Here is a 12,492-nt window from a genome sequence, read left to right on the forward strand (position 1 = left end):
ATTAAGCAGTAATTGGGAAATAAATACTAAAAGTTGCTCCATCATACGATTTGCCCTCGGCAAAAATAAAACCGTTGTGATTATTCATCACTCTTCTGCAAATCGCTAAGCCAACTCCAGTACCCTGATAGGCATTGCGGTTATGTAATCGCTGGAAAATTACGAAAATTTTCTCACAATATTCCTCTTCAAAACCAATTCCGTTATCCTGTACTGTAATTTTATGGAAAAAACGGTCTTCATGCACGCTTGAGAGTTGTGCAATGCTAGTTCCTTGGACAGTAGAATATTCAATATTTATTTGAGGACGAACCCCTTCTTTAGTATATTTTAATGAGTTGCTGATAATATTTAAAAAAAGCTGTCTCATTTGAAAACTATAAACTTTTATTTCTGGCAATTTAGCAATTGAGAAAGTTGCATTTTTTTGATTAATTACTTCTGAAAAATCACTCAAAACATCCTCAATAATTTTATTTAAATTAACATTCCCCAGTTCCTGTCTTTTAGGGCTTACCAATCTTGAAAAATTCAATAAGTCATCTATCAATATTTGCATACGGGTAGCCGATGCCGAAATCTTATCAAGTGTTTCCTGGCCATCTTCGTTTAAGAACATTTTTTGTCGTACCAATAGTTTATCACAAAAAGCCCTGATTTTTCTGAGGGGCTCTTGCAAATCATGGGATGCCACATATGCAAATTGTTCTAATTCACTATTGGAACGATTGAGCTCTTCAATTTTATTTTCCAAAGCAAGTTGAAACTTGAATCGATTTTTAAGCTCTGAATAAATTAAGTAGAATGAAATAAATAGCAATGTGAAAGAGGCAACCGCAAGCATGATTTGATAAATGGGTAACAGTGACTGCCCGTGAGTCTTTGAGCGTACCCTAGTGTCAAGCAGAGATTTTTCATTGCTTTGAAAAGTAGTAATCCATATCCTCAGATTATCCATGGCTTCTCTACCTTTTTCAAACACGCTCATCTCTATAGGTTGATTGTTGCTTACAGTATTAATGCTATAATCTACATACTTTATTTTCTCTTTAACCATCCCCTCTATTTTATACAAACTTCTTAATTGCACTGGATTATCAGCTACTAATAATTTAAGGGTATCTATCCTGGCAAAAACCTTTGATTTACCCTCTCTATACGTCTCTAAATGAGTGGCATTCCCACTGATAATATACCCTCGCTGACCCGTCTCAATATCTTTCATAGAAGAGATAAGTTCTTCGCTCAGCCATAGTACAGATTGGGTATGTTCTACTAGTTGTGCATACTCTTTATTTAAAGAAATTTGTTCAAAAGAAATCCACGATAGACCACCTAACATAAAGGCAAATCCTATAAATGAAGCTATGATGAATTGTAGGGTCTGAGATTTTTGCATAGTTAACAACCTGTTATAACTTATAACAAATTTTTAAATAAAGAGTTATGAAAACTGAAAAATAACTTCAATAATTTTTTTAATAAATTAAAAGCGTTTCTACAAACTGTGGAATATTTTTCACAACTTGTGCAAAAGTATCTCGAGCCAATAAGTCCCAAAATAGTTTTATACTTTTTTAGAATATTTATATTTAATATTTATACTTATTTAACTTACTGATAATCAATTAATTGATTGTTTTATTTATAACTTTTCTAAAAAAAATAAATAAAAACAAATTTACGGCTCATTAATTGAAAATAGGTAGTCGTCACTCCTAAAAACCATATCACCATGATGAATTTATCTCAGAGCCAGAGACAGACTTTCAAAATTACGCCTTTGCAAATACAAATGCTTAATTTTTTGCAATTATCAACACTTGAGTTGGAAGAACGTATCAAAAATGAGTTGGAAGAAAACCCCTTGTTAGAAGAAGGAGCTGTAGCTAATGAGGACTCTTCAGAGGATTTTGATAAAGATGGCGAAGTAGATGATTTTCAAAGTATTGTTAAACCCGACAATGACTATGCAGACTGGGATGAGTATGCCCATGACGATATTCCTGATTATAAAACAAAGGTAAATAATCATAGTGAGGACGACGAACTATATAGCTTGCCCATCGCACAAAATACCGACTGGCGAGATGAATTAAAAAGTCAAGTTCATTTTTTACCATTAAATGAAAAGCAATCTGTTTTAATAGATTATATCATTGATTCTTTAACAGATGAGGGATTTTTGACTTACTCATCAGAGGAAATAGCAGATGATTTTTCTTTTGCTAACGGACTTTTTGTAGATACCAGCGATGTAGAACAATTACTAAAGGTATTGAGAATGATGGAGCCTGTAGGCATTGCTTCGGCAGATTTACAGGAGTGTTTGATGAGACAGCTTCAATATAAAAAAGAAAGAGGACAAGACGTATCTTTAGCGATTGATATTGTAGCGTTTAATATGGACGAATTGGCGGTGCGTAATTATGAAAAAATTATGCGTTTAAGAGAAGTAAGTTCGGATGAATTGAAAGCTGCCCTCGCACAAATTACTGCCTTGAATGCTAAGCCTGTGATTGATGGAGAAACATCTTCTATTGCTGTAAAAGACAATATCATTCCAGACTATATTATTACTTATGAAACCAATATGTATGGAGATACTCAGATAGATATCGCCTTAAATAATAGTAGAATTCCGTCCTTGAAAATTAATCAGGATTTTGCCAATGCTATCACTTCAAATAAAGATAAAGCGGCAAATCAGTACATAAGCAATAAAATAAGCTCTGCTAACTGGCTTATTGAAGCGATTCAACAAAGAGAAATGACGATGCTCAAAACGATGCAATCGATTGTTTATCTTCAAAAAGATTTCTTTAAAAACGGAGATGTTAGCAGTTTACGCCCAATGATTTTGAAAGACGTTGCTACTCAAATTAGCATGGATATTTCAACTATTTCAAGGGTAACAAGTGGTAAGTATGCTCAGACACCTTTTGGAATTATTAATTTAAAAGATCTTTTTTCTGAAGGAATTCGTATGGATTCTGGAGGGGAAGTTTCAAACCGTGAGATTCAGCAGGCTATTGCTAATTTAATATCGAATGAAAATAAGAAAAACCCATTTAATGATTTTCAATTAATGGAATTATTAGCACAACAGGGATACAATATTGCAAGAAGAACTGTAGCTAAATATCGCGAAAATTTGAATATTTCTTCGGCACAACTAAGAAGACAACTATAATAAACTAGAGATTCTAATAATTAAGAAGTACACACACTATCTATCTTAATATTACTTTTTATCTCTTTACTTAACAATAGAACTATGCAACGGATTTTAGTAATTGACGATGATATTGATATATGCTTACTACTTCGTCGTTTTTTGACAAAAAACAATTATGAAGTAGCCATTGCGCATGATGGTAATACTGGGTTGAATTTATTACAGGAGTTCAGACCAGATTTAATCATGACTGACTTTAGATTGGGCGATACTGATGGTAGTACGATACTCGTGAAAATCAAAGAGAAATTTCCCTTTGTACCTGTATTAATTATCACGGGTTATTCGGATATAAAGGTTGCCGTAAATGTGATGAAAATGGGGGCTTATGATTATATCACAAAGCCACTATTCCCTGATGAAATCTTGCTGACAATCAAGAAAGCCTTAGAAAGTGTAGAAACTGAAAAAGGTAGCATGCAAGATTTAGGAGAAGAAACCGAAGGAGCAGCAAGCACATCTACGAAAAAGAAAACTTCTAAACCAGCCAACTATATTTTTGGAGATGGCGCTGAATCAAAATTCTTGATTCGTCAGATTGAATTGGTAGCACCCACTAATTATAGTGTGTTGATTTACGGAGAAAGTGGTTCAGGAAAAGAAGCGATTGCTCAAGAAATACATTTGCATAGTAAAAGAGCTAACCAGCCATTTGTAGCAATGGACTGTGGGGCTATTTCTAAGGATTTAGCAGGGTCAGAACTGTTCGGACATGAAAAAGGAGCCTTCACTGGAGCCTTGAATCAGAAGATTGGTCACTTTGAAATGGCTAATGGTGGAACAATTTTTTTAGATGAAGTTGCTAATTTACCTTATGAAGTCCAAGTACTTTTGTTAAGGGTTGTGCAAGAGAGAAAAATGAAACGAATTGGAGGGACCAAAGAGATTCCTTTAGATGTCAGAATTTTAGTGGCTTCAAACGAAAAACTGATTGAGGCATCAAAAAAAGGAAAATTCAGAGAAGATTTATACCATCGTTTTAACGAATTCAGCATTGATGTACCGCCATTACGTGACCGTAAGGCGGATATTATGGTTTTCGCCAAGTTTTTCTTAGATCAAACCAATGCAGAACTAGGGAAAAAGGTAAAAGGATTCAGTCCTGATGTAATTGATAATTTTATGAATTATGCATGGTATGGCAATCTTCGTGAAATGAGGAATGTAATAAAAAGAGCCACTTTGCTAACTGATGGAGAATGGATTGAATCAAAAACGCTTCCTTTTGAAATCTCAAATTACGCTAAATTATTATTTACTGAAACCTCAACCCCAACACCCATTGCAACACCAGTACAACCTGTTGAGCCTGTTCATGAGATTCAAGAAACTACATCACCAGCAGAAATATTTTCAAAACCTTCGTTAAAATCAGCGGCTATTGAAGCTGAATATGATATGATATTGAAGGTGTTGAAAGAAGTAAACTTTAACAAAAGTAAAGCTGCCAGGATTCTAGGGATTGATAGAAAAACCCTTTATAACAAAATGAAGGTGTTTGAATTATAAGTACTTCTTATTATATCTATTTTAACAATGCCCTAAATACGAATAAATTAATGGATGTACCCAAATATTTGTTAGAAGTATTTAAAACTGATACTGATAGCCAATCAGATATCTTTAATGGCTTTTTACAAGCCATTCCTAGTTTTGTATATCTGTTAGATTTAACAGATAAAAAGGCTATCTATTTAAATACCCGAAATAACGTTGTTTCAGGCTATTCTGCTGAAGAATTATTCTCTAACGATACGGAGGTATTCCCAATCATAAATTTCACCTCTGTAGAGCATTTATTCCAATTTTTGAAAGACTCTTTTAACGAAGCTTCCGTTAATGATAGCCAAACGCTTGTATTGAAAATAAAAACACAAGATGGACAAAAAATTACAGTTAGCAATAAAATTACCTTAACCAAAAAGGATGATAAAAATATACCAAGTGTATTAATGATTTTGGCAGATGATATTACTGTTCAGAACGAACTGGTTGAAAAAACAATACAAGTACAAAATCAATTAAATGACGCCGAAAAGTTATTTAACTATGGCAGTTGGGAATGGTGGGTAGGTGATAATTTTGTGATTTGGTCTGATGGCCTTTACGAAATGTTTGGGTATGACAAAAAAGATTTTAAAGACTCATTAATGCCTTATGGGTTTTATCAAAAACATATTTCACCAAAAGATATCACTAGGGTGATTAAGGTATCTATGGATGCCTTAGATGAGAGAAAAGAAATCTATGAGTACGAGCATGAAATGACAGATAATAAAGGCAATATCAAGCAAATGGCAGTGCGAGGTAAATGCTTTTTAGATGAAAAAGGAGAAATAATTCGTGTTCTAGGTACTTCGCATGACATCACCGAAATAACAAAAATTAAGCAAGAGCTAGAATCAAAGGTAGACGAGTTGTCTAACGCTTATGATGAACTTAGAAAAAGCAAAGACTTATTCAAAGAGGCGGAAGCTATGATGAGTTACGGAAGTTATGAATGGAATGTACAAAAAGATGAAGTACAGTTTTCTGATGGATTAAAAAAACTATATGCTGGAAGTGATATTACTAAACTTCCTGCTAGGCTTAATGTGGAATTTTGTTACACCCGAATGCCAAGTGAGGATTTAGTAAATGTTAAAAATGTTCTTCACAATGCCATAGCTCATAAAGAACCTTATTCTTTTGAACATAAAATCGTTGATTTAGATGGAGTATCGAAAGATGTACATACCAAAGGGTGGGTAACGGTTGATGAAGAAGGAAATGCCCTGAAATTAATCGGTAATACGGTTGAAGTAACAGAGTTGAAAGCGTATGAAAAAGAGCTTGAAAAGAAATTAGACGAGCTTAATCAGACCAATCAAGAATTAGAACAATTCGCTTATGTAGCATCACATGATTTAAAAGAGCCTCTTAGAAAAATAACAGCTTTTGGCGATAGACTCAAACAAAAATACGGTCATCAGCTTGATGATGATGGGCGTTTTTATCTTTCAAGAATGATTGATTCTGCCCATAGAATGGAGGCATTGATGGAGAACCTTCTTTCATATTCTCGTTTATCAAGAAAGATGGTAACTTTTGAGCGTTTAGACCTCAACAAAACGTTTGAAAATGTGTTGAGTGATTTAGAAATAAAAATTAATGAAACCAATGCAAATGTATCTGTAAGCAAGATGCCGATTTTGGAAGCCTCTGTGCCGAAAATGCACCAATTGTTTCAAAATTTAATCAGTAATGCATTGAAATTTGTTAAACCGAACCATACTCCAGAAGTACGCATTGAAGCAAAAGAAGCAAACAAAGGAGAATTAAGCAAGTTGGGTTTAGACTACAAGAATAAGGACTATTATAAAATTACGGTAAAAGATAACGGGATTGGTTTTGAGCAGGAATATGCTGAAAGAATTTTTGTGATTTTTCAGCGATTACATGGTAGAGCGGAATTTGATGGAACAGGATTAGGGTTGGCCATTTGTAGAAAGATTGTAGAAAACCATCAAGGAATAATTATGGCTGAAGGTAAGCCAAACGAAGGGGCTACTTTTACAATATTTTTACCTACCCACCCAGATAGTTTAACGAAAAAATTATGAATCACAAAAAAAGTATAGTTATTCTAATCGCAGATGATGATCCAGACGATAGAATAATGACTCAAGAAGCTTTAAATGATTATAATGTAATAAATCAAGTAAAGTCTGTAGAAGATGGTATTGAACTACTGGACTATCTAAAGGGTAATGGCAAATTTAAAGATCCAATTGAAAATCCACGCCCCGACGTTATCCTTTTAGATTTGAATATGCCCAAAATGGATGGGAGAGATGCCCTTAAAGTTATAAAAGCTGACCCTGATTTATGTAGAATACCCATCATTATATTAACTACTTCTAGGTCAGACATAGACGTCATCGAAAGTTATGATTTAGGTGTGAATAGCTTCATATCTAAACCCGTAACTTTTACGCGTTTTATAGAGGTCATTCGTACCATTGGAAAGTATTGGTTTGAAATTATTCAGTTGCCAAGTTGATAAAATAAAATATGAGAGAGAATACTACGATTAAATTATTGCTAGTTGATGATGACGAAGATGATTTTGTGCTTACAAGAGATTATCTAAGAGATATTGAAACTCAAAAATTTGAAATTGATTGGGCTTTTTCATTTGAGAATGCCGTAGAAAAAATCAAAAATAAGCAATATGATTTATGCTTTTTCGACTTTTTGTTGGGTTCTAAAACAGGTCTTGATTTACTAAAAGCTGGTACTGATCATGGCTTAAAAGCTCCTGTTATCTTATTGACAGGGAAAGGCGATAAACGCATTGATGTAGAAGCAATGTCACTTGGTGCATTTGATTACTTAGTAAAAAGTGATTTAGATGCTGACAAGCTAGAACGATGCATCCGTTATGCCCTGGAAAGAGCTAATACACTTTCGACCCTGCGTGAAAGTGAGCGTAAGTATAGAAATATCTTTGACCAAACCAAGGAAGCCATTTTTACCGCTCGGTTAGATGGCACTTTCAATTATTTTACCCCTTCAACTGCTGAACTTTTCGGCTATACCGAAGAGGAGCTCTATCGCCTAAAAAGCTATTCTGTCTTTGTTCATGCAACAGACCGTCGCCAATTTATTAATAAGTTGGAATCTCAAGGGGAAATCAGCGACTTTGAAGTACTATTAGAAACTAAATTTGGAGAGAAAAAACAATGTTCTATTCACTGTAATCGTCAGTTAGATAGCGATGGTAATCCGTATTACCTCGGAATCATTCATGATATTACGTCTAGAAAGAAAGATGAACGCGATTCTTTACTCTATCAAAAAATGGCAGCTACTGGGCGTTTAGTACGCACTTTGGCCCACGAAGTTCGTAATCCTTTAACAAACATCAACCTTTCGATTGAACAAATGGAAGTTGATTTTGATGAAGATGCCGAAGATGCCAAATTCTTTATTGATATTATCCGAAGAAACAGTCAGCGAATAAATGATTTAATTTCTGAATTATTGAATACTTCTAGGCCATCAGAAGTAACCTTTAGTAGATATACTTTACAGGAAATTTTAGATAGCACTATTGAACAAGCAATAGATAGAATTAACTTAAAGAATATTCAATTAATCACCGATTACTCTTCAGATATTTGGATTGATGTTGACAAAGCCAAAATTCAAATAGCCCTACTCAACATTATTATTAATGCGGTAGAGGCTATGAAAGAAGGAGAGGGCATTTTGAAAATTAAGGCTACCCAAAGGAGTAAATTTGCTATCGTTACGATTGAAGATAACGGAGTGGGTATTAGTCAAGAACATATTGACCGCCTTTTTGAGCCTTATTTTACTTCAAAAAACAATGGTATTGGCTTAGGTTTGGCCGCTACCCTCAACATTATACAATCTCATAAAGCGAGGGTAGAGGTGGAATCTGAATTAGAAAAAGGTACAAAATTTACGGTTACCTTTACTCAGGTATCGTAGTATTGTGAGTATTGTGATTGTGTGGTTCTGGGAGTTTCTTCCTAGAAGAAAACAATAGAATCGTTGACGCCATTACGATACTCACAATGATGATTACAATCCCTAAAACAGCGCTAAAAACAATGTATTGATAGAAGATGGTATCATCATAACGAGCGAGGATGATACCACACAACGCCCAAATGCCTGCGAATCCTACATAACTATTTCTCAAATCAATTACCAGCAAGAAAGTAATAAAGCTCCCTGCCAAAATCATGATACTTGCCCATGATTGTCCTAAGATATAACCATCTGTCCAACCAAAACCTACGAAGCAAGCCGTGGCGTTGGCGATTGTAGCAATGCAAATCCAGCCTAAGTATATGCCAAACGATGCTTTTATGATAAATCTTGTAGCACCTCTAAGATACGACTGAGTGGCTTTTATATGGTAATTGATTTTGATTAATGAAACCAGAATACCAAGCATAATAACCATTGATACTATCAAATACTCGTAATGCCAAGCTAAAATCCATAGCGAATTAAGAAGAGCATTGATGATAAACCAAAAGCCAATTTCGTCTACTACGAAACCAATGGTAGCATCTGGCTTTTTCTGGAAAAGGCTTTTTGACTGCACAATGCAAAAAAGCAATAAGAGAAAATAAATTACTCCCCAGATAGAAAAAGTAATACTAGCAGGCACAAACAAATTAGGATATTGATCTGACAATTCCTTAGTTGTTTTACCATTGAGTGGTAGAGCATTGGCTAAACCATTCATGATTACCATTACAATAAAGAAGATAAAATTCAGTACTTGTAATGATTTTATTTTTATAGGATTTAATGATACAGCTTCCATAACTTTTAAGATTTATTAGTTAACTACTGGTGGGTGTTTTACTTCAAGCTCTTTTTTTACGATAAATACAGCATTGCTATTAGGTTCTATTGGCGTGCCATAACGGCGGGTATATACTTTGGTGAATTCTGCCCCAAAATATAGAATGATAGACGAGTAGTACACCCATAATAGAATTAAAACAATTGAGCCAGCAGCGCCAAAAGTAGAACTAACTGCCGATTGCCCTAGATAAACACCAATCAAAAACTTGCCTCCCATGAATAATAAGGAAGTAAGACCAGCTCCAATCAGGGTATCTTTCCAAGAAATTTTACCGTCGGGCAATACTTTAATGATTACGCCGAAGAGGAGGGTGATGATTCCCCAAATGACTATAACATTGATTAAGCTGAAAAGAAATACGGTAAAGCTACTCTCAAAATACCGCTGTAATTGTGTGTCAAACAAACCTAATAGGGCATTGATTGTTAAGGAAATCAATAGAAGGAAACCTAGTGTGATGATGAGTGAAAAAGATAAAAAACGATTGACAAGATATTTTACCCAACTATTTTTAGGTTTGGCTTTCAACGACCAGATATAATTGATAGAATCTTGAATTTCTGCAAAAACCCCTGTTGCTCCTAGTAGTAGTGTGACAAAACCAATAATGGCAGCAAAACCCGATTGATTCGACTTTTCTGCATTTTTCAACAATTCTTGTACTTGCTTAGCTGCTGAGTTTCCAATCAGTTGGTTTATTTGTCCAAAAAGTTCTCCTCTTATGGCATCTTTGCCAAAAAAAATGCCTGCCACTGAAATAACAATGATAAGCATGGGAGCAAGCGAAAAAATAGTATAATAAGATAAAGAGGCACTCAGCTTGGTAGCATTATCATTGGAGAACTCACCAAAAACTTCTCCCGCAAAACTAGTATATTCTTTGAATTTATCTTTTAAGGTATATTTCATAGTTGTGTTATTTTGATGTTACTAATCTGCTAATATTATAATGCCATTATATGTTGTATAAAAATGTAGATATTTTTCCACATTTTTAGCCTTTTAAAAGGGGATTTTGCCTTTTATTTGTGGCATTAAAATTTAATTAATGAAAATGCTTAACAAATGTTACCTTTTAACGATTAATTACGTATTAAGTAATTGAAACCCAATATGTAATTGTCTGTATGTATAATTTAATTATAGCCCCCTTAGCGAAAAATGTTTTTTCCATGATTGCCTTTTTACTATTAATGAGTTGGGCAATCAGCGTTTTTATGTTTAGCATAAATGGATTAATTCACGTTTTTTTAGTATTTGCTTTAATTACAGTGCTGATATCAATTATTCGCGAAGAGATGTGATTATTGTAATGTTCTTTAGAATTAAAATTTCTCTTTTATTTCTTCTTTGCTAGGAAATTGAGTGCTTCTATTGAAAATATAAATACGTAAATAGTACTACTAAGGTTAAAATGCTAAACATTGCTGTATTTTAAAGAGTTTACATGTTAATAAGTTATAAATGTTAAGAATTTCGCTAGCTAAACAGTTATATGTTAAAAACATATAAGGATTGTATTATCTTACAATCCTTTTTTTTTGCGAGTAATAAAATGATTTAACTTAAGACATTAAATTCAAAAATCAGCTAGATTGGCTGTATTAAATAAAACCTATTCCGATGGCTCAACGATTTCCTTTCATTATAAAATTTGCTTTTTCACTGATATCTGTAACCATATTGGTGTATTGGCTAGTGGTTCTACAAGATATTTTAGTGCCTTTCTATGTGGCAGTTATTCTGGCAATGGCTTTGTTCCCAATATCTAACTGGTTAGAAAAAATTGGCTTGGGCAGAGTCGCAGGCGTAACAATAGCCTTGCTTCTTTTTCTAGTAATTTCTGCTGGCGTTATCTGGTTGGCCTCTACACAAATTGCTAGTTTTACAGAAATGTTTCCACAATTAGAAAAACGATTTACGGATTTATTCTTGCAATGTCAAAGATGGACAGAACAACACTTCCATGTAGGACGGAAAATCCAGAATGACAAACTACGTCAGTATGCAACGGGGATGTTATCAAGTGGAGGTGTTGTATTTACCTCGGCGCTTTCAATGACAGGAAATATGCTTGGTAATCTGTCTTTGATTCCGATTTATATGTTCTTCTTATTGTATTATCGAGATTTCTTTAAACTGTTTTTCTATAAAGTATTTAAAAATGCAAGTAAGTATGCGATAGATACTGTTCTGACAAAGATTTATGAAGTAGTACATAGTTATCTAAAAGGCCTTATTACGGTTACCTTCATTGTAGGAAGTTTAAATACGGTTGGGTTATTGGCTTTGGGGATAGACTATGCCATATTTTTTGGCTTTTTGGCAGCAGCTTTATTGATTATTCCCTTTATCGGTATTCTAATAGGTTCTATTTTGCCAATTATCATCGCATTAATCACCAAAGACTCGCCCATGTATGCAGTAGGAGTAGCGGGCGTTTTTATATTTGTTCAGTTTCTGGAAGGCAATTTTATTACGCCACAAGTAGTAGGGTCTAAAATAAGTATCAACGGCTTAGTAGCCATTGTTGCTTTATTACTTGGGTCGGCTCTCTGGGGCATTGCAGGGATGGCTCTTTCTTTGCCTACTATAGCAATCTTAAAAGTATTATTCGATTCTATCACAGACTTGAAGCCATTTGGGTTTTTATTAGGAGAGCCAGATCACAATCGGATTATGGAAGAAAAGAAAAAGAAGATGAGAGAATTTGTGCCAGAATTAGTGGAAACAATCAATGAAACCACTGAAGATGTAAAATCGTTGGTGAAGGGTAAAAAAAAGAAGGTAGATAAAGAAAATTAGCGTGAAGCTTTTAGCAATATAATAGAAACGAGTATCATTATGATATTCGTTTTTT

General features: G+C 34.1%; 10 protein-coding genes. 7 read left to right on the top strand and 3 right to left on the bottom strand.

Translation table 11 applies throughout. From position 1 onward, the window contains the following. Window position 1: 1 nt before the first annotated feature. On the bottom strand, window positions 2-1,399 hold the full coding sequence (locus AC1RNE_RS15615; protein WP_492802049.1) for a sensor histidine kinase: 1,398 nt from the start codon (window positions 1,397-1,399) through the stop codon (window positions 2-4). Window positions 1,400-1,735: 336 nt separating this feature from the next. Between AC1RNE_RS15615 and rpoN the strand changes: the two genes are divergently transcribed. The 5 genes from rpoN to AC1RNE_RS15640 all read left to right on the top strand — a co-directional run bounded on the left by rpoN (window position 1,736) and on the right by AC1RNE_RS15640 (window position 8,737). Continuing rightward, on the top strand, window positions 1,736-3,193 hold the full coding sequence (rpoN, locus tag AC1RNE_RS15620; protein WP_492802051.1) for an RNA polymerase factor sigma-54: 1,458 nt from the start codon (window positions 1,736-1,738) through the stop codon (window positions 3,191-3,193). 84 nt (window positions 3,194-3,277) lie between these two features. Next, entirely contained in the window at window positions 3,278-4,747 is a 1,470-nt protein-coding gene (locus AC1RNE_RS15625) for a sigma-54-dependent transcriptional regulator (RefSeq protein ID WP_492802053.1), read from the top strand. Between the two features lie 50 nt (window positions 4,748-4,797). After that, window positions 4,798-6,840 carry a PAS domain-containing sensor histidine kinase gene (locus tag AC1RNE_RS15630; RefSeq protein ID WP_492802054.1) on the top strand — a complete coding sequence of 681 codons (2,043 nt, stop codon included), beginning with the start codon at window positions 4,798-4,800 and terminating at the stop codon, window positions 6,838-6,840. Next, on the top strand, window positions 6,837-7,280 hold the full coding sequence (locus AC1RNE_RS15635) for a response regulator (protein ID WP_492802056.1): 444 nt from the start codon (window positions 6,837-6,839) through the stop codon (window positions 7,278-7,280). The genes AC1RNE_RS15630 and AC1RNE_RS15635 overlap by 4 nt, the downstream gene beginning before the upstream one ends. An 11-nt stretch (window positions 7,281-7,291) precedes the next feature. Continuing rightward, on the top strand, window positions 7,292-8,737 hold the full coding sequence (locus AC1RNE_RS15640) for a two-component system sensor histidine kinase NtrB (protein WP_492802057.1): 1,446 nt from the start codon (window positions 7,292-7,294) through the stop codon (window positions 8,735-8,737). Here AC1RNE_RS15640 and AC1RNE_RS15645 read toward each other — a convergent pair. Continuing rightward, entirely contained in the window at window positions 8,721-9,587 is an 867-nt protein-coding gene (locus AC1RNE_RS15645) for a TspO-related membrane protein (RefSeq protein WP_492802059.1), read from the bottom strand. The two genes, AC1RNE_RS15640 and AC1RNE_RS15645, sit on opposite strands and share 17 nt — an antisense overlap. Window positions 9,588-9,602: 15 nt before the next feature. After that, the gene (locus AC1RNE_RS15650; protein ID WP_492802061.1) at window positions 9,603-10,541 is read right to left on the bottom strand and encodes a YihY/virulence factor BrkB family protein; all 939 of its coding nucleotides are present in this window, start codon (window positions 10,539-10,541) and stop codon (window positions 9,603-9,605) included. A gap of 263 nt (window positions 10,542-10,804) precedes the next feature. On the opposite strand from AC1RNE_RS15650, the gene AC1RNE_RS15655 reads away from it, so the two are divergent. Next, window positions 10,805-10,936: a lmo0937 family membrane protein gene (locus AC1RNE_RS15655; protein WP_492803660.1), complete on the top strand. Its 132-nt coding sequence runs from the start codon at window positions 10,805-10,807 to the stop codon at window positions 10,934-10,936. A gap of 319 nt (window positions 10,937-11,255) precedes the next feature. Continuing rightward, a complete protein-coding gene (locus AC1RNE_RS15660; protein ID WP_492802062.1) occupies window positions 11,256-12,437 on the top strand; it encodes an AI-2E family transporter in 1,182 nt (393 codons plus the stop codon). Window positions 12,438-12,492: the final 55 nt, after the last annotated feature.

This window comes from Arcicella sp. GW822-FHT02H01, assembly GCF_058802005.1.

Excerpts from the sequence above, each read along its gene's own strand:
- AC1RNE_RS15615 (WP_492802049.1), bottom strand. The coding sequence starts at position 1,399 with ATGCAAAAATCTCAGACCCTACAATTCATCATAGCTTCATTTATAGGA.
- rpoN (WP_492802051.1), top strand. The coding sequence starts at position 1,736 with ATGATGAATTTATCTCAGAGCCAGAGACAGACTTTCAAAATTACGCCT.
- AC1RNE_RS15625 (WP_492802053.1), top strand. The coding sequence starts at position 3,278 with ATGCAACGGATTTTAGTAATTGACGATGATATTGATATATGCTTACTA.
- AC1RNE_RS15630 (WP_492802054.1), top strand. The coding sequence starts at position 4,798 with ATGGATGTACCCAAATATTTGTTAGAAGTATTTAAAACTGATACTGAT.
- AC1RNE_RS15635 (WP_492802056.1), top strand. The coding sequence starts at position 6,837 with ATGAATCACAAAAAAAGTATAGTTATTCTAATCGCAGATGATGATCCA.
- AC1RNE_RS15640 (WP_492802057.1), top strand. The coding sequence starts at position 7,292 with ATGAGAGAGAATACTACGATTAAATTATTGCTAGTTGATGATGACGAA.
- AC1RNE_RS15645 (WP_492802059.1), bottom strand. The coding sequence starts at position 9,587 with ATGGAAGCTGTATCATTAAATCCTATAAAAATAAAATCATTACAAGTA.
- AC1RNE_RS15650 (WP_492802061.1), bottom strand. The coding sequence starts at position 10,541 with ATGAAATATACCTTAAAAGATAAATTCAAAGAATATACTAGTTTTGCG.
- AC1RNE_RS15655 (WP_492803660.1), top strand. The coding sequence starts at position 10,805 with ATGATTGCCTTTTTACTATTAATGAGTTGGGCAATCAGCGTTTTTATG.
- AC1RNE_RS15660 (WP_492802062.1), top strand. The coding sequence starts at position 11,256 with ATGGCTCAACGATTTCCTTTCATTATAAAATTTGCTTTTTCACTGATA.